The sequence below is a fragment of the Amycolatopsis sp. M39 genome (assembly GCF_001651785.1).
Classification (GTDB): domain Bacteria; phylum Actinomycetota; class Actinomycetes; order Mycobacteriales; family Pseudonocardiaceae; genus Amycolatopsis; species Amycolatopsis rubida.
In genome coordinates this window covers 387,819-404,546 of record NZ_LWSF01000002.1, presented here as the reverse complement: position 1 = coordinate 404,546, position 16,728 = coordinate 387,819, and the positions used below count along the sequence as shown (strand labels likewise).

At 70.1% G+C, this 16,728-nt stretch carries 19 protein-coding genes and 1 pseudogene; 6 read left to right on the top strand and 14 right to left on the bottom strand.

The window, feature by feature from the left end; genetic code table 11:
* Positions 1-10 precede the first annotated feature (10 nt).
* The 4 genes from A4R44_RS06650 to A4R44_RS06635 are packed head-to-tail and all read left to right on the top strand — an operon-like array spanning position 11 to position 4,104.
* Entirely contained in the window at positions 11-661 is a 651-nt protein-coding gene (locus tag A4R44_RS06650; protein WP_067577320.1) for a hypothetical protein, read from the top strand.
* Complete coding sequence (locus A4R44_RS06645) at positions 648-1,727, top strand: CbiQ family ECF transporter T component (protein WP_093572442.1); 1,080 nt, start codon at positions 648-650, stop codon at positions 1,725-1,727. The genes A4R44_RS06650 and A4R44_RS06645 overlap by 14 nt, the downstream gene beginning before the upstream one ends.
* Positions 1,724-3,322: an ABC transporter ATP-binding protein gene (locus A4R44_RS06640; protein ID WP_067577316.1), complete on the top strand. Its 1,599-nt coding sequence runs from the start codon at positions 1,724-1,726 to the stop codon at positions 3,320-3,322. The genes A4R44_RS06645 and A4R44_RS06640 overlap by 4 nt, the downstream gene beginning before the upstream one ends.
* Entirely contained in the window at positions 3,319-4,104 is a 786-nt protein-coding gene (locus tag A4R44_RS06635; RefSeq protein WP_067577314.1) for an ECF transporter S component, read from the top strand. The genes A4R44_RS06640 and A4R44_RS06635 overlap by 4 nt, the downstream gene beginning before the upstream one ends.
* Here A4R44_RS06635 and A4R44_RS06630 read toward each other — a convergent pair.
* The 3 genes from A4R44_RS06630 to A4R44_RS06620 form a co-directional block, all read right to left on the bottom strand.
* Complete coding sequence (locus tag A4R44_RS06630; protein ID WP_067577312.1) at positions 4,097-4,930, bottom strand: alpha/beta fold hydrolase; 834 nt, start codon at positions 4,928-4,930, stop codon at positions 4,097-4,099. The two genes, A4R44_RS06635 and A4R44_RS06630, sit on opposite strands and share 8 nt — an antisense overlap.
* A gap of 68 nt (positions 4,931-4,998) precedes the next feature.
* A complete protein-coding gene (locus A4R44_RS06625) occupies positions 4,999-5,859 on the bottom strand; it encodes a 3-hydroxybutyryl-CoA dehydrogenase (protein WP_095213214.1) in 861 nt (286 codons plus the stop codon).
* A 114-nt stretch (positions 5,860-5,973) separates the two neighbouring features.
* Positions 5,974-6,156: a DUF3073 domain-containing protein gene (locus tag A4R44_RS06620; RefSeq protein WP_037716129.1), complete on the bottom strand. Its 183-nt coding sequence runs from the start codon at positions 6,154-6,156 to the stop codon at positions 5,974-5,976.
* 207 nt (positions 6,157-6,363) lie between these two features.
* Here A4R44_RS06620 and A4R44_RS06615 point away from each other — a divergent pair, with 207 nt between their 5' ends.
* Positions 6,364-7,260 carry a hypothetical protein gene (locus A4R44_RS06615; protein ID WP_067577310.1) on the top strand — a complete coding sequence of 299 codons (897 nt, stop codon included), beginning with the start codon at positions 6,364-6,366 and terminating at the stop codon, positions 7,258-7,260.
* Here A4R44_RS06615 and A4R44_RS06610 read toward each other — a convergent pair.
* Genes A4R44_RS06610 through A4R44_RS06600 form a run of 3 tightly spaced genes read right to left on the bottom strand, consistent with a single transcriptional unit; the run spans position 7,241 to position 9,919 of the window.
* Entirely contained in the window at positions 7,241-8,185 is a 945-nt protein-coding gene (locus A4R44_RS06610) for an asparaginase (RefSeq protein ID WP_067577308.1), read from the bottom strand. The genes A4R44_RS06615 and A4R44_RS06610 overlap by 20 nt on opposite strands.
* Positions 8,182-8,748 carry an aerial mycelium formation protein gene (locus tag A4R44_RS06605; RefSeq protein WP_067578081.1) on the bottom strand — a complete coding sequence of 189 codons (567 nt, stop codon included), beginning with the start codon at positions 8,746-8,748 and terminating at the stop codon, positions 8,182-8,184. The genes A4R44_RS06610 and A4R44_RS06605 overlap by 4 nt, the downstream gene beginning before the upstream one ends.
* 49 nt (positions 8,749-8,797) lie before the next feature.
* Positions 8,798-9,919, bottom strand: coding sequence for a folate-binding protein YgfZ (locus tag A4R44_RS06600; protein WP_067577306.1), 1,122 nt, complete (start codon positions 9,917-9,919; stop codon positions 8,798-8,800).
* Between the two features lie 31 nt (positions 9,920-9,950).
* Between A4R44_RS06600 and A4R44_RS06595 the strand changes: the two genes are divergently transcribed.
* Positions 9,951-10,796 carry an aminodeoxychorismate lyase gene (locus A4R44_RS06595; RefSeq protein WP_067577304.1) on the top strand — a complete coding sequence of 282 codons (846 nt, stop codon included), beginning with the start codon at positions 9,951-9,953 and terminating at the stop codon, positions 10,794-10,796.
* Between the two features lie 43 nt (positions 10,797-10,839).
* Here the strand turns inward: A4R44_RS06595 and A4R44_RS06590 are convergent, their stop codons facing one another.
* The 8 genes and pseudogenes from A4R44_RS06590 to A4R44_RS06555 all read right to left on the bottom strand — a co-directional run bounded on the left by A4R44_RS06590 (position 10,840) and on the right by A4R44_RS06555 (position 16,451).
* On the bottom strand, positions 10,840-11,241 hold the full coding sequence (locus tag A4R44_RS06590; protein ID WP_067577302.1) for a hypothetical protein: 402 nt from the start codon (positions 11,239-11,241) through the stop codon (positions 10,840-10,842).
* 2 nt (positions 11,242-11,243) lie between these two features.
* Positions 11,244-12,105: pseudogene (locus tag A4R44_RS06585) on the bottom strand (biotin-dependent carboxyltransferase family protein).
* Positions 12,105-12,674, bottom strand: coding sequence for an allophanate hydrolase subunit 1 (locus A4R44_RS06580; protein ID WP_067578079.1), 570 nt, complete (start codon positions 12,672-12,674; stop codon positions 12,105-12,107). The pseudogene A4R44_RS06585 and the gene A4R44_RS06580 overlap by 1 nt, the downstream one beginning before the upstream one ends.
* Positions 12,671-13,282 carry an FABP family protein gene (locus A4R44_RS06575; protein WP_067577297.1) on the bottom strand — a complete coding sequence of 204 codons (612 nt, stop codon included), beginning with the start codon at positions 13,280-13,282 and terminating at the stop codon, positions 12,671-12,673. Before A4R44_RS06575 ends, A4R44_RS06580 begins: the two co-directional genes overlap by 4 nt.
* A gap of 129 nt (positions 13,283-13,411) precedes the next feature.
* Positions 13,412-14,746, bottom strand: a complete 1,335-nt coding sequence (locus tag A4R44_RS06570) for an MFS transporter (protein WP_067577295.1) — start codon at positions 14,744-14,746, stop codon at positions 13,412-13,414.
* A 100-nt stretch (positions 14,747-14,846) separates the two neighbouring features.
* Complete coding sequence (locus A4R44_RS06565) at positions 14,847-15,152, bottom strand: DUF1416 domain-containing protein (RefSeq protein ID WP_067577293.1); 306 nt, start codon at positions 15,150-15,152, stop codon at positions 14,847-14,849.
* On the bottom strand, positions 15,152-15,988 hold the full coding sequence (locus A4R44_RS06560; RefSeq protein ID WP_067577291.1) for a sulfurtransferase: 837 nt from the start codon (positions 15,986-15,988) through the stop codon (positions 15,152-15,154). The genes A4R44_RS06565 and A4R44_RS06560 overlap by 1 nt, the downstream gene beginning before the upstream one ends.
* Positions 15,989-16,016: 28 nt before the next feature.
* Complete coding sequence (locus A4R44_RS06555; RefSeq protein WP_067577289.1) at positions 16,017-16,451, bottom strand: DUF4395 domain-containing protein; 435 nt, start codon at positions 16,449-16,451, stop codon at positions 16,017-16,019.
* Positions 16,452-16,728 lie beyond the last annotated feature (277 nt).

Genomic DNA, 16,728 nt, shown 5'->3' with positions numbered 1-16,728 from the left:
TACATCTGACATGCGGTTCGTGCACGCGCGGCACTGGGGGCGAGTCCTCGTCGGCTGTGCTCTTCTCGTCGCTACCGGTTTGGGCGGGGCGTCCTCCGCCTCCGCGACCACGCCCGGCAAGGGCGCCGACGGCTACTGCCAGGACGACAACGGCGTCACGGTGATCGTCGACTTCCAGGGGCTTGGCGGCGAAACCCTCATCCGGTGCGCGCCCGGCAAGCAGGAAAACGGCGTCACCGCGCTGCAAAACGCTGGCTTCGAACTCACCGGCGCGGGCAAATACGGCCTGGCCGTGATGTGCAAGATCGAGAGCAAGCCCGCCGACCAGACCTGCACCGGGATGCCGCCGGAGCAGGCGTCGTGGAGCTTCTGGACCGCCACCAACGGCGGCAAATGGGAGTCGGCGCAGGTCGGCGCGCAGAGCTGGAAGCCGCCTGCCGGAGCGTTCGAGGGCTGGTCGTTCGCGATCGGCAAGTCCTACACCGAGTATCCGCCGCCGCGCACCGAGCCGGTGCGCAAGGCCAACGCGCCCGCCGCGGCCCCGGCGTCCACTTCGGACAGCGGGTTCCCGTGGGGCCTGGTGATCGGCATCGTGGTCGTCGTGCTGCTCGTGGTGGCCGGGACGGTCGTCGCGGTGCGCCGCAGGCGTGCTGCGGAGTAGTCCGCGAGCGCTCCATCCCGGCGCGTGGTGGGTGTGGGCGCTCGCGCTCGCCGTCGCCGCGAGCCGGACCACGAACCCGGTTCTGCTCGCTTTGGTGATCGCGGTGGCCGGGTTCGTCGTGGTGCTCCGCCGCGGCGACGCGCCGTGGGCGCTGGCGTTCCGGATGTATGCCTGGATCGCCGCGGTGATCCTGCTGTCGCGCGTGCTGTTCCGGATCCTGATCGGCGGCGAGGACGGCGGCCACATCCTGTTCACGCTGCCGGCCATCCCGCTCCCGAGCGTCGCGGCCGGCATCCAGCTCCTCGGCCCCACCTCGGCCGAGGAACTGCTCGGCGGGCTGTACGACGGGCTCCGGCTGGCCACGATCGTGCTCTGCGTCGGTGCCGCGAACGCGCTGGCGAACCCGAAACGCCTGCTCAAGGCTGTGCCCGGGGCGCTCTATGAGGTGGGGACGGCAGTCACTGTCGCGCTGTCCGTGGCCCCGCAGTTGGTCGAGAGCGTGCAGCGGGTGCGTCGCGCGCGTCGACTGCGCTCCGGGAAGACGCGCGGCCTGCGGTTCGTGAAGGGGATTTTCGTGCCGGTGCTCGCCGACGCTATGGACCGGTCGCTGCAACTCGCCGCGGCCATGGATTCCCGAGGCTACGGGCGGCGCAACTACCTCTCTCCGCGCGTCCGGATGCTGATCGCGACCTGCGTGCTGGCCGGTTTGGTCGGCGTCGCGGTGGGGGTTTACGGAGTGCTCGACGGGTCCGCGTCGTGGCTCGGCGTGCCGATGCTCGTCGCCGGTCTGGTGCTGGCCGCCGCCGGATTCGTGCTGGGCGGGCGGCAGATCCGCCGCACGACCTACCGGCCTGACCCGTGGCGGCTGCCGGAAACGCTGGTCGCGCTGTGCGGCGTCGCGACCGCGGTGCTCGTGCTGCTCGCCGACCCGGTTTCGCTCACCACCCCGGCCAGCCCGCTGACCTGGCCGGAGCTGCCGTTGCTGCCGGCCGTCGCGGTGCTGATCAGCGTGCTGCCCGCTTGGTTCGCGCCGCGTCCGGCGCTGGTGTCGGAGGTCGCCCGATGATCGAGTTTTCACACGTCAGCGTCACCTACGACGGGGCTGACCAGCCGGTGCTCCGGGATGTCGACCTCACGATCGAGGAGGGCGAACTCTGCCTCGTCGCCGGACGCACCGGAGTCGGCAAGTCGACCTTGCTCGGTGCGATCAACGGTCTCGTCCCGCATTTCAGCGGCGGCACCCTGACCGGGCGCGTCAAGGTCGACGGGCTCGACACCGCGACGCATCCGCCGCGTGAACTGGCGTCGGTCGTCGGCGTGGTCGGGCAGGATCCGCTGGCCGGATTCGTCACCGACACCGTCGAGGAAGAACTGGCGTACGCGATGGAGCAGCTCGCCGTCGCGCCGGACGTGATGCGCAAACGCGTCGAGGAAACCCTTGATCTGCTGGGCATCGCCGAACTTCGCGACCGTCCACTTCGGACGCTATCCGGCGGGCAGCAGCAACGCGTCGCGATCGGCGCGGTGCTCACGGCGCACCCGAGCGTGCTGGTGCTGGACGAACCGACGTCAGCGCTCGACCCGACCGCGGCCGAGGAGGTACTGGCCGCGATCACGCGCCTGGTGCACGACCTTGGCACGACGGTCGTCGTCGCCGAGCACCGGATGGAACGCGTCGCGCAGTACGCCGACCGCCTGCTCTACCTGCCCGGCGGCGGCACCGTCGTGTCCGGCCAGCCAGCGGAGGTTTTCGCCGAGACCGATGTCGCCCCGCCGATCGTGGAGCTGGGCCGACTCGCGGGCTGGTCGCCGCTACCGCTGTCGGTCCGCGACGCGCGCCGGCTCGCCCGTCCGCTCCGGGAACGCCTGGCCGAGCGCCGCCCTGCCGAGACCGTGAAAAGCTCTGGCGAAGCAGTCCTCAAGGCGAAGGGGGTGCGGGTCCGGTACGGCGGCGTGAACGCGGTAAGGGGCGTTGACCTGCGGCTGGACCGCGGCGAGGTCGTCGCGCTGATGGGCCGGAACGGCTCCGGCAAATCCTCCCTGCTGTGGGCGTTGCAGGGCAGCGGACCTCGCTCGGACGGCACGGTCGACGTCCTCGGCGCGGACCCGAAGACGCTCCGGTCACGGGCCGCCCGCACGCGCGTCGGACTGGTCCCGCAGACCCCGTCCGACCTGCTGTATCTCGATTCGGTCGGGGCGGAATGCCGACAGGCCGACGGTGAATCCGGCGTCGACGCGGGCACTGCCCGGAAGCTGCTCGACCGCCTCGTGCCGGGCATCAAAGACCACACCAACCCGAGAGACCTCTCCGAAGGCCAGCGACTCGCCTTGGTTCTCGCCGTGCAACTCGCCGCCGCCCCGCCGGTCGTGCTGCTGGACGAACCAACCCGCGGCCTGGACTACCCGGCGAAACGGCACTTCGCGACCATCCTCGCCGACCTGGCCGCCGACGGGCACGCGGTGCTGCTGGCCACCCACGATGTCGAGTTCGTCGCCTCCGCCGCGCACCGCGTCGTGGTCCTCGCCGAGGGCGAGGTGGTCGCAGACGGCCCGACTGCGGACGTCGTGGTGGCCTCGCCCGCCTTCGCGCCGCAGGTGGCGAAGATCCTCGCACCGGAGCCGTGGCTGACTGTGGACGCGGTGGCGAAGGCGCTGGCGTGACCGATTTCCTGGGCCCAGCCGTCCGCATCCGGCACCGCACGGCGCTGGTGCTGACGGCGGCCGTCGTGATCGGGCTCGCGATGTTCTGCTGGCCGCTGCTCGCCCGCAGCACCGTGGGCACCTCCGCGCACGTGACCGACGCGCCGTTCGTTTTCCTCGTGACACTGCCGGTGCTGATCTTGATCGTGCTGGCCGAACTGTCCAGCGGCGGACTCGACGCGAAGGCCCTCGCGCTGCTCGGCGTGCTGTCCGCGGTGAACGCCGCGCTGCGTCCGCTCGGCGCGGGCACCGGCGGGATCGAGCTGGTGTTCTTCCTGCTCGTGCTGGCCGGGCGGGTCTTCGGGCCGGGCTTTGGCTTCGTCCTCGGCTCGACGTCGCTGTTCGCGTCCGCGCTGCTCACCGGCGGCGTCGGGCCCTGGCTGCCGTTCCAGATGCTGGCGTCGTCGCTGGTCGGGCTGGGTGCCGGGCTGCTGCCGCGCCGGGTGAAGGGCCGGTGGGAGATCGCGATGCTGGCGCTCTACGGAGTGGTCGCCGCGTACTTCTACGGCCTCGCGATGAGCCTGTTCACCTGGCCGTTCCTGGCGAACCACACCGCACTGGACTTCGTCCCGGGCGGCCCGCTCGGCGAGAACCTGCACCGGTTCCTGGTCTTCACCGTGCTGACGTCGACGTTGGGCTGGGACACCGGTCGCGCGCTCACGAACCTGGTCGCGATCCTCGTGCTGGGCCCGGCGATCCTGACGGTGCTGCGCCGGGCCGCACGACGAGCGGCGTTCAGCTGAGCGACTGGCCGACTTTGTCGAGCACCTCGACGAACTGAGCCATCCCGGCCGCGTTCGGGAAGTGCGAGGTGTCGATGTCGTGCACCTCGAACTTGTTGCCGGGCGTGCGCGCGTCAGCCTCGGCGATCATCCGGTCCTGCAGCGCGAGCGGCACCAGGTGGTCCTGGAGATGCCGGACGTAGAACCGCGGAACGCGACCCCACCGCTCCGGCGTGCCGCGCGAGTCGGTGGCGCCGCGGCCGATGATGTCGTCCGGAGCCATCGCGTTGAGCAGGGCGTAGAACTCGCCATCGGTCGCGTCCGCGCAGAGCGCCGCCCTCGCTGCCGTCAACGCCTCCGCCGAGGAGGACCGCCAGTTGAAGCGCATCGCCCCGATCACCGCCGGATCGGCCGCGATGAACCCGAGCATCGCCCCGACCCGCGACGTCGCGGCCTCTGGGGTGGCCAGGTAGTCCTCCGGCGTCGGCAGCTCGACACAGCAGAACGCGGCGTCGTAGACCAGCGCCGACACCAGTTCCGGGACCTCTTCGGCGACGAGCGTGACCAGCGCGCCGCCGATGCTCGACCCGACCAGCACGACCGGACCCAGCTCCGCGGCCCGCCCGACGACGTCCACAGTGGTCGCGACCTGGCCGGCCACGGTCACGCCGGCCAGCGCGGACGGCTCGGTGGCGAACGCCCCGAGATCCTGCGGAGCCTGATACGACAGCCGAAACTGCTGCTCCGGCTGCGGAACGCCTACTCCGCGATACCCACGCAGCACGAGTTCCGGCGGGGCAGCGGACACGCCGTTGGCACCGGCGGCGAAGACGAACGTCGAAGTCATGCCGCACAGTCAAGCGATCCGCCCGGCCGCGCACAGCGGGGGAAAGTGGATCAGGCCCGCAACTAAAGTCAGGAGTACGAGTAGAACCCGCGGCCGGTCTTCTTGCCGAGCAGCCCGGCGTCGACCATGCGCAGCAGCAGCGGCGGCGACGAGTACAGCGGCTCTTTGAACTCCGCGTACATCGAGTCCGCGATGGCCTTGATGGTGTCGAGGCCGATCAGGTCGGACAGCCGCAGCGGACCCATCGGGTGCGCCGTGCCCAGCTCCATGCCGCGGTCGATGTCCTCGGCCGAGGCGAAGCCCGATTCGATCATCCGGATCGCCGACAGCAAATACGGCACCAGCAGCGAGTTCACGATGAACCCGGCCCGGTCCTGCGACCGGATCACCGTCTTGCCCAGCGCGCCGGTGGCGTGCTCCTCGGCCCGGCGGGCGGTGTCCTCGCTGGTCAGCAGCGACGGGACCAGCTCGACCAGCGGCAGCACCGGCACCGGGTTGAAGAAGTGGATGCCGACGACCTGCTGCGGACGGCCGGTGGCCATGCCGAGCTTCATGATCGGGATCGACGACGTGTTGGACGCGAACACCGCGTCCTCGCGCTCGACGATCTTGTCCAGTGCCCGGAACACGTCGATCTTGGCCTGCTCCTGTTCCAGGATGGCCTCGACGACGAGATCGCGGTCGGCGAACTCGGCGATGTCGGTGGTGAAGCGCAGCCGCCCGAGTGCCGCCTCGGCGTCCTCGGCGGCCAGCTTGCCGTTGCGGACGCCGCGCTGCAGCGACTTCTCGATGCGCGCCTTGCCCGCGTCGAGGGCGGGCTGGTTCACCTCGGTGACCAGCACGTCCAATCCGGACCTGGCGTGCACCTCGGCGATGCCGGAGCCCATCAGCCCGGCCCCGACCACACCTACTCGTGCGATGTCGCTCACCCGTCCAACTCCTTCGTCACCTCACCGACAGCAGCAAGAAAACGGGCAGCACACAACGCACGAGGGCGTCTCGGACCTAAGTCCGATGCCGCCCTCGCGTGTCGTGTGCCTGCGTCAACGGCGGTACTCGTCGTACCCGTCGTCGTACGGGTCCTCATACCGCTTGTCGTCCTCGTGGTTGTCCGAGGAACTACTCGACAGCTCGCGCTGCAAAGCATCGAAGTCGGTTTCGTGGGAGCTGTATTTGAGCTCGCGCGCCACCTTCGTCTGCTTGGCCTTAGCCCGGCCGCGCCCCATGGCTCGACCCCCTCGCACAGGGGCGGGGCGGCCGGGGGAATCGGCGGCCCCGCATCGTCTCGACAGTTCTTTCCTGCTGACACCGTACCGTGTCCCGGGGGTTGGATGCGACGTGGCACGGTGTGCTCGTCGCGACAGTGTTCGCCGGACGCCGGTTACCGGCACGTCGATGCCGATCGGCCCTGGTCGGCGTGCCACGATGCTCGGGTGCTCCGACCCTTCGTGGCCTATCTGCGGGTGTACGAACCTCTGCGCGCGCTGGGCGATCCACCTGCGCAACAGCTGGTCGAGGCCGTTTCCGCGGGCGGGCTCAGCCGGGTCGGGATCGGCGAACGGGAACAGCGGATGTGGCTCAAGTCACAGGCGGCCGCGCCGGTGCGGCTGCTGCCCGCGCAGCTGCGCGACGGACGGCCGTCGCCGAGCCTCGGCACCGACGTGCTCGTGCTCGACCCGGCCGACGTCCCCGCCGGCCACTCCGCCGAGGGCCCGTTCGCGTGCCCGCTCGAACTGCGCGCCCGCTCCGCCGCGGCGCTGAGCACCTTCCTCGCCGACGCCGAACCCGCGTTGCGAATCGCGGTCCTCGACGCGAGCGGCGTCACCGCGGACAAGGCCCGTGCGCAGACCAAGGCCGCGATGACCGACCTCACCGCCACCGCCGCGCACACCCTCACCACCACCTGGACTGTCCCGCTGCCCTGGTTCTCGCTGGTCGATCCGGACGAACGCAAGCTCGTGCTCGGCAGCGGCCCGGCCGACCCGGCGCGGGAGGCGTCCTGGCGCACGCCGATGTCGGCCGCGCTGCGACGGGCCTCCGAGGCGGGCGAGCTGATCGAGACGACCTTCGGCGACTCCGGTCCCGGCCGGGTGCTCTCGCAGACCCGGCAGTGGCTGGAGAGCTTCGACCCGGACTCGGTCGTCGAACTGGACTACGGCGGTCTCGTGCAGCTGTTCGCCGACTCGCTGCTCAACGCCGACTCCACCGCGGAGGAGGTCCACGACATTCTCGACGCGCTGCGCACCGGGAACGTCGAGGAGCTGGCCGAGCTGTTTTCGCAGCTGCGCGAGTTCTGGGGCGACCTCGCGGCTAAGGAACACTCCAACTGACCCGCAGTTCGCCTTGGGGTTCGCCGCCGCCGAGCACCGGGGGGTGAGCCAGGTCGGACAGCTCTTCCGGGGTCTCGATGCCCAGGCGAGCGAGCACTGCCATGGCCAGCGGCGCCAAGGCCCGCTTGTTGCCGTCCGCGATCTTGATCGCGCACGCGGTGCCGTCGCCCAGCGTGAACGCCAGGACGCCCTCCGCGCCGCTCTTCGAGAGCAGCCCCGGCACGCTCCGCATCAGCCGGGTGTCTTCCCGGCCGGTGCCCGCGACCAGCCACGGGTGCTCGCGCATCGCGTCGGCCACCCGGCGTTCCTCGGTGCCCGGTTCGGCCTGCGCGAGCCGGCCGAACGACCGCGCCAGACCGGTCGGCGAGAAGGCGAACAGCGGCGCGCTGCAACCGTCGACCCCGACTGCGGCGATGGATTCGCCGGTCAGCTCCTCGACGGTCTTCGCGAGCTGGACCTGCAACGGATGGTCCAGCAGCTGGTAGCCCTCGGTGGGCCAGCCGTTCGCGACGCAGGTGGCGAGCATCGCGGCGTGCTTGCCCGAGCAGTTCATGGTGATCTTCCGTGGCTCGCCGGCCGCGCACCGGGCGTCCTCGCCGATCGGCAGCTCGGCCGGGCAGGCCAGCACTGCCGGGTCGAGCCCCGCGCCGGACAGCATCGCGGCGACGCGTTCGACATGTCCGGTTTCGCCGGAATGCGAGGCGCAGCCCAGCGCCAGGTCCGGGCCCTCGTAGCCGAGCCCGGCGCGGAGCATCCCGACGCCCTGCAGCGGCTTGTTCGCCGACCGGGGGAAGAACGGGCTGGTCACGTCGCCCGCGGCGAACTGGACGGAGCCATCCGGCGCGGTGACGACGAGGCATCCGTGGTGGACGCTCTCGACGAATCCGTTCCGGACGACCTCGACGAGAATCGGCTGGCCGGTCATTCCTCGACGCGCCCCAGTTCGCTGTCCAGCAACTGGTCCACAGTGGCCGCCCCGCTGCTGTAGCGCGCGGCGATCTCGGCGTTCAGCGTGTCCATCACGCCCTGGACCTGGCGGCGAAAGGAGGACACGGAGGCTTCCTCGGCCGCGTACGTGTCCAGCGCGGCGGCGAGCTTGTCGTCCGACAGCGAGCCGACGTCGGTGAGCCCGGTGTCGCCGATCAGCGCCTCCGCGTGCCTGCGGTGCTCGCCCGCACGGGACGGTTCGAGCTGCTGGTGGCGGCCCCAACCGGCGGCCGGGCCGAGCGCGTTGTCGGCGAGGATGGACGCGAGCCGGTCGACAATGCTGCTTTCCCCGCCGGACGAGCGGCGCTCCTGTTCGGCGCGCACGATGTCGATGCGGGCGTGCAGGAGCCGACGCAGGTAGGACAGGTCCGTCTCTTCCTGCGCGGCCTCGTCGCGCCGCTCGCGCAGCACCGGGAGCGGCAAGTCGCCTAATCCGGTGAGATATCCCGGGCCGAGGACGCGGTCGATCCGCCGCCGCCCGCCGGGACGCACTTCGATCACGGGCACATCCTGCTCCACATTCGGCGACGACGCTACCGTCGAGTTCACTTCAGCCCCGCAGTCTCTGCGCCGCTTCCCGTCCGGGCGCCGCGTGCTCGCCCGGCACCGAGTCCGGATCGACAGTGGCCTGGACCACTCGGTCCTCGTCGCCTGCCAGCAGTTCCGCCCCGCCCGGCACCGAGCGTTTGACCAGCGCCAGCGCGATCGGCCCGAGTTCGTGGTGCTGCGCGACCGTGCCGATCCGGCCGACCACGCGCTCGCCGAGCTTCACCGGGTCGCCGGTCTCCGGCGTGATCTCCGGCGAACCGTCGAGGTGCAGCAGCGCGAGATACCGCGGTGGGCGGCCGACGTTGTGCACCTTCGAGACAGTTTCCTGGCCGCGATAGCAGCCCTTCGCGACGTGCGCGGCCGAACCGATCCAGCCGACCTCGTGCGGGATCGTCCGGTCGTCGGTGTCGACGCCGAGCCGCGGATGCCGCGATTCCACCCGCAGCGCGTCGAAGGTCCACGAGCCCGCCGGGCGCGCGCCCGCGTCGGTGAGCCGTTGCCACCATTGAGTGAGCTGAGCGCGCGGCACCACGAGATCCGCGCCCGCTCGCGTCGGCCACGGCATCCGCCGGGCGAAACCGCCCTCGGGCAACGCGGCCACCGAATACGGCTCGGCGCCGAGTTCGACGCCGAGCACGCTGTCGGTCTCCGGGCCGAGCACGGAAAGAACGGCGAGCTCGTCTGTCGCGTCGCGAATCTCGACCTTGGACCAGAACTTCATCGCTTCGAGGTACTCGCGCAGGGTTTGCTTGCCGCCCTTGGGCAACGCGCTCGTCACGAGCGGGCCGGGGTCGCTGTCGAGGTACACCGTCTCGCCGGTGTGCGCGAGCACGAAATGGGTGTCGACGTGGCCCTGGCTGTCGAGGACGAGCGCTTCGGTACCAGTGTTCGCGGCGAGTTCGGTGACGTGTTGCGAGATCACCAAATGCAGCCAGGGCAAGCGTTCCCCGCCGGTGACAGCGAGGATTTCTCGGTGTGAGCGGTCGATGACGACCACTCCTCGGGCGGCGGTGCGCTGCTCGGCGAACGGATCGCCCCAGTGCCACGGAACTCCGGCTTCCGGGTGGCCCTCGGGCGCGGCGACCGCGCGGGGGATTTCGAGCAGCGGCGAGCTGTACGGCATGCCTGTAAGGGTAGGTGAGTACCTTGTGGGGATGCGCGTTCTCGCCTTCCTCGACGGTTCACTGGCCGATCCCGAAGCCGCTCACCTCCGGGTGGACGACCTCGGCCTGCTGCGCGGAGACGGGGTGTTCGAAACGATCCTCGTGGCGGTGAAAAAGCCGCGGGAAATGCGTCCGCACCTCGACCGGCTCGCCCGTTCCGCGGCGATGCTGGACCTGCCCGCCCCGGACCTCGACGGCTTCGCGCGAGCCGCGCAGGCGGTCGTCGACGCGTGGCAGGGCGGACCGGAGATCGCGCTGAAACTCGTGTACACGCGGGGTGTCGACGGTGATCCGGAAGGCAAGCCGACGGCGTTCGCGATGGGCCTGGAGGTCGACGAAAAGGTGCTGCGGGCGCGCACCGAAGGAGTCTCGGCGGTGACCATGGAGCGCGGTTTCGGCCCCGAACTGGCCGAGCGCGCACCGTGGCTTTTGCTCGGCGCGAAAACGGTTTCCTACGCGATGAACATGGCCGCCCTGCGCGAGGCGGCCCGGCGCGGAGCCCAAGATGTGATCTTCACCGCTACCGACGATTCGGTCCTCGAAGGGCCTACGTCGACGGTCGTCCTGGCGAAGGAGCGGACGCTCTACACCCCGCCCTCCACTGTTGGCATCCTGCCAGGAACGACGCAGTACGCGCTGTTCCGCGGCGCGGAGAAGGCGGGCTGGTCGGTGAAGGTGGAGCCGCTTTCAGTGGAGGATCTGCTGCGGGGGGACGGCGTTTTTCTTACCTCGTCGGTGCGGAAGGTGACCCGGGTGCACACGCTCAACGGGACGGAGCTGCCGGATTCGACGGCGCTGCACGAGGAGCTGGTGGCGGCTTACGAGAGCGAGTACTGAGGGGGTCGTGAGTGGTTATGCCGGTGAGAACCGGGACAACCACTCACAACCCGCTGATCAGCACCACCGACGGCGTGACCCCCTCCGCCCGATAAGCGCTGATCTTGTGGTGCCCGTCCACCAGCAACGGCCGCGTACCGGACAAAACCACCGCCACCGGCCGGTGTCCGGAGCGGATTGCCGTGCGGTAGTACCCGACCCGGGCATCGTCGTCGTCCGGCCAGTCGCTCGCCGGGACCAGGTCGGGGCCCTCGAACCGCTGCGGGCCGCTGACCTGGTACTGGCCGTCGACGAGCAACGCCAGCAGTGCGCGGAGGGTTTCCGCCAGCGGGAGGCGCACCTGACCGGTCGCGAGCGCGATGCGCAGCGACTGCGGCAGCTCCGCCCGTCCTCCGGTGTTCAGCTCCAGGAAACCCGCGCCGCCGGTGATCGTTACCCGTTCCACGCTCAGAAGGACGCTTGGAACCGCACCAAGGTTCCGGGGCGTGCTTGAGCGAGTGCTCCGAGTGACTCCCGTCTCACGACCGCGACCACCGGATAACCGCCCGTGGTCGGGTGATCGGCGAGGAAGACCAGTGGCAATCCGTTCGGCGGGACCTGGATCGCGCCGGTGAGCACGCCTTCGCTGGGCAACTCCGAAGTGGACACAGTGGACACTCGACGTAGTGGCGGCCCGTCGAGGCGGACCCCCCACTCGGTTGGATTCCGCGGTGACTGTCCACTGTGCGTTGAGCGAGGCACCCGCGTCGGCGAACCAGTCGTCGCGGGGGCCAAGCAAAACTGGCACTGCCAAGCGGGGTGGCGCGGGCGAGGCGGCGACCACGTCGGCACCGGACGGAACACCGGTGACAGGACCGAGCGGGACTCTCGCGCCAGCTTCCAACGGCGAGGGGCCGAGTCCGGACAGGACGTCAGCCGACCGGCTTCCCAATACCGGCGGCACCGCGATGCCGCCGGACGCCGTCAGGTAGCAACGCAGTCCGGTGGCAGGCCTGCCGATCGTCAGGGTTTGGCCTGATCGCAACGGAATCGGCGTGTGCGAACCGGTTTCCCGTCCGTCCACGGACACCGCGACCGGAGGTCCGGTCACCGCCGCGGTGCACGAAGCGGCCGCCCGGACGGTCAGCCCGCCCAGCACGGTTTCGATCCCGGCGGCGTACTCGGGATTGCCGACCAGCCGGTTGCCGAGCCGTAACGCGGCGACGTCAAGAGCACCCGACGGTGGGACGCCCAGATGTGCGTAACCGGGACGGCCGAGGTCTTCCACCAAAGCCAGCGAACCGGGCGAGACGATCTCCAGCGCGCGCATCAAACGCTCCGGAACCGCACGCGGAGACCGGGCGTGAACAACGCCGGTCGCGCGGCGGACGGGTCGAAGAGCGTCGCTTCGGTGTGTCCGATCAACCGCCAGCCACCAGGGGATTCCCGTGGATAGACGCCGGTGTACTCGTCGGCGATGGCCACCGAGCCGGCGGGGACGCGAGTGCGCGGCGAAGCCAGCCGCGGCTGCTGGAGCTCGGCGGGAAGCCCGGCGAGATAACCGAAACCGGGCGCGAAACCAGTGAACGCGACCGTGTAGACCGCGCTGGTGTGGAGAGCGACGACCTCGTCCACGCTGAGCCCCGCGTCCTCAGCGGCCAGCGAGAGGTCTTCGCCGGAGTAGCGCACGTCCAAAACGACTTCGCGGGCGTCCCCGGCAGGCGGATGGTCCAGATCGGCCGAAGCCAGCAAGGAACGCGCAGCTTCCAGTGCACCCGGGGACGCGACCACAAGCAGGGTGCGGGCCCCGGGCACGATCTCCTCGACGCCGTCGAGCGCGGCNCAGGGCGGCGTGTTCGCCGTACCGCCGCCAGCGCACGGCGTCTCCCGGAGCCTCAGCCCACCACGCGGCGCAGTAGCGCGGAGGCGTGCGGCTGCATTTCCTGGCCGACCATCGCGCGTTCTTCGACGTACCCGAGGTCGCCGTTGATCAGGCCGTAAAGCCGCTGCGATCCGGTGACCTCTTTGGCCGTCGCGGTGCGGATGACCGCGTCGGTGCCGAGTTCCCAGGACGTCTGGTTGCGCGGTTTCCCGTAGTACAGCTCGACGATCCCGGAGCTGTGCGTGAGCAGCAGTTCCAGGGTGTCGTCCTCCTGCGGCCGCCAGAACCCGCTTTCGCGGGCGGCCGGCCGCAGCACGCTGCCGTCCTCGTTCAGCAGCCACGAGCGTGCCTCGTGGAACAGGAACGGGCGGCCGTCGTGGGAGACGGTCAGCTGCTGGGCGAACTTGATCGGCCCGTCGATCGTCGGGTAGTCGATCTCGCCCTCGCCGCGCCAGACGCCGACGATCGGCAGCAGGGCGAGGCACGCGTCGTTCAGGTTCGGGCCCTCGCGCAGGTTCGCCGTGTCGTTCGGGATCGGCAGGTCGTCCCACAACGGCAGGTTGCGGTCGCGCGTGCTGGCGGCCCGCTCCTCGGCTGCTGCGATGGCCTCGTCGCCACTCGTCATGCTGATCAGCGCTGGTCGGCGTACAGCCGGTAGACGACGTAGACCGCGAACCACACGGTGGCGATGCCCGCGATGATCAACAGGGTCGTAAACAAGGTCTCCACAGCGAGGACAATAGTCCGCCCCGGCTCATCTGGCGCTGCGCAGGGTCGCGGCGGTGAGGACGGTCACCGCCAGCAGTGCCGCGCCGGCCACTGCCATCGCCGTCTGCAGGCCGGTGGTGAGCGTGCTTCCGTGATCGAGCAGCGCCCCGAGCGCTGCCACGCCGAGCGCCATCCCGACCTGCCGCGCGGCGTTCACCGTGCCGGCCGCGGTGCCCGTGCGCTGCACTGGAAGCCCGGCGAGACCGACGACGTTGGTCGGGGTGATGCTCAGGCCGAGCCCGACGCCGGACAGCGTCAGCGGGACGCTGAGCAGCCAATATGGGCTCGTCGTGTCGACCAGCAGGAAGGCGAAACTCCCCGCCGCGGTGATGGCGAGACCGATCGGCAGCACGCGTTCCGCGGTGAACCGGCCGGCGAGCCGTCCGGAGAAGAACGCGAGAAGGGCGTTGGCGACGACGTACGGCAGCATCTGCACGCCGGTCGTCGAGGCGGTGCTGCCCCATGCCTGTTGCAGGTAGACCGCGATCAGCACGGGCAGCGGGTAGCAGGCGAAGCCGAGGACGAACGAGGTGAAGATCGAGGCGGCGAACCGGAACTTGCCGAACAGCCGGATCGGCAGCATCGGATGCGGGGCGCGCAGTTCCATGACGATGAACGCGATCAGTCCGACCGCGCCGACCACCGCGACTACGGCGTCGGAGGCGATCACGGCGTAGGTGAACGATCCGATCCACAACGCGCCGAGCAGCTGGCCGGGCAGGTCCAGCGCGCCGTGCGCCGGATCGGACGACTCGTCGAGACCCCGGTGGCCGGCGAGCACCGCGAAAATCCCGATCGGCAGGTTGATCAGGAAGATGGTCGGCCAGCCGAGCGCGTCGGTGATCGGTCCGCCGACAAGCGGTCCGATGACCAGCGCGCATCCGGCGACCCCGCCCCACGCCCCCAGCATCCGGGCTCGTTCCCGCGGCTCTGGATACGCGTGCGCGAGGAGCGCGATGCCGCCCGGGATGACCGCCGCGGCCGCTGCGCCTTGCACGACGCGCGCGGCGATGAGAAGAGCGAGCGTCGGAGCGAGACCGCAGCCCAGCGAGGCGAACGTGAACACGGCGAGCCCGCCGAGGTAGATCCGCTTGCGGCCGTATCGGTCGCCGAGTGTGCCGCCAGTGAGGATCAGCGCGGCGAGCGCGACGGTGTACCCGTCGACAATCCATTGCAGGTCAGTGAATTCGGCACGCAGCTCGCGCTGGATGGTCGGCAGCGCGACGCTCACCACACTCGCGTCGAGCAACGCCATGAAGCTGCCGAGGAACACGGCGGCGGCCAGCAGTGGGCTCCGCGTAACGGTTTTCGTTTCGGACACACCCGCGAGCTTGGGTCCTCAAGCCGACTTGAGGTCAAGTGTCCCGGACACGCGGAAGGGCCCCTCGGAAACCGAGGGGCCCTTCTGTGGAAAAACGTTGTCAGGAAACCGAAATGGCCAGCTGGTGCAGGCCAGGGCCCGCCGCGGTGACGGTGGCCTCACCGTTGCCCGTGCGGTGCAGCGCGCGCACCGTCCAGGCCCCTTCGGCCGCGTAGAAACGGAAGTCGCCGTCCGCCGAGGACACGACCTCGCCCGCGAAGTCGCCGCCGCCGTCGAGCAACCGGACGAACGCGCCGCCGACCGGTCCCTCGGTGCCGGTGACCTTGCCTGCCAGCACGACCTGGCCGCCTGTGTCGAAGTTCGCCGGGGTCGCGACCTGCGCCGGTGCGCTGCAGCCGTCTGCCATCACTTAGCTCCCAACTCGACCGGAACGCCGACCAGCGAACCGTATTCCGTCCACGAACCGTCGTAGTTCTTCACATCCGCCTGGCCGAGCAACTCGTGCAGGGCGAACCAGGCGATCGACGAACGCTCGCCGATGCGGCAGTACGCGATGGTCGGCTTGGCCTCGTCGTAGCCGGCCTCGGCGTAGAGGTCCTTGATCTCCTGCTCGGACTTGAAGGTGCCGTCCTCGTTGGCGACCTTCGCCCACGGCACGTTCAGCGCGCCCGGGATGTGGCCCGGCACCTGCGACTGCTCCTGCGGCAGGTGCGCCGGGGCGAGCAGCTTGCCGGCGAACTCGTCCGGCGAGCGCACGTCGATGTAGTTCTTCTCGCCGATCGACTGGACGACCTCGTCGCGGAACGCGCGCAGCGACAGGTCCTGCTCCTTGGCCTGGTAGGCGGTGGCCTCGCGCTTGACCTCGTCGGAGTTCAGCTCGCGGCCGTCGAGCTCCCACTTCTTGCGGCCGCCGTCGAGCAGCTGCACGTTCTCGTGGCCGTAGAGCTTGAAGTACCAGTACGCGTAGGCGGCGAACCAGTTGTTGTTGCCGCCGTAGAGGATCACGCGGTCGTCGTTCGAGATGCCCTTCTCCGACAGGAGCTTCTCGAAGCCCTCCTTGTTGACGAAGTCGCGGCGGACGCCGTCCTGGAGGTCGTTGCGCCAGTCGAGCTTCACCGCGCCGCGGATGTGCCCGTTGTCGTAGGCGGTCGTGTCCTCGTCGACCTCGGCGAACACCACGCCCGGGGTGTCCAGGTTCTCCTCGGCCCACTGGGTGGTGACCAGGACGTCTTCTCGGCTCATGGAAGCTGGCTCTCTTTCTTGGTTGATTTTACGAGGACGCCCGCGCGGGGCTGAAACGCTTGATCAGCAGGTACACCTGGCACCCGAGGCAGTAGTTGAACGCCGCGTTGAGGAACGCGGCGAAGAGCGCGAACGCGGTCGCGACGACGCCGAGCGGCGGCACCCCGGCCGCGAAGCCGATCGTGCCGACGAGCGCGAACACGAACCCGACCGCCTGCGCGAACCGCAGCGGGGCGGCGTCCTCGCGTTCGGTCGGCGGCCCGAGCCGCGGCGCGATCGCGAGCCGGTACAGCACCGAGTACGGCGCGGGCTTGAGCCCGACGAACGCACCGATCGCGAAGACCACGGTCTGCAGGGCGAGCAACGGCCACCACTGCGTGACCAGCACGACGGCGAGCACCACCGTGGTCACGATCGCGGCGAACCTGGGACCTCGCGGGTCTACGGACGGTCCGGCGGACATGGGTTCCTCCTGCTCAGTGCGAGGGGAAGAGCGTGCGGGCAGCACGCGGCGAAGACGGGTACAGCGAATCCGTGCGCGAGGCGTGCTTCAGCGCCGGTCGAGGACAGGCAGACACAAGCTGCTGCGCACGCGGCAGAAATCGACCGCGCGGCGCTGCGTCAGGAGGGTGATGGGCAGCTTGTCCACAGGGGGAGGGTACCTAGGCTCGCTCGCTCCCGGAACCATGTTCATTCCTTGGGACGAGGTCCGGATCCTGAGAATCAACCGTCGCCGACCA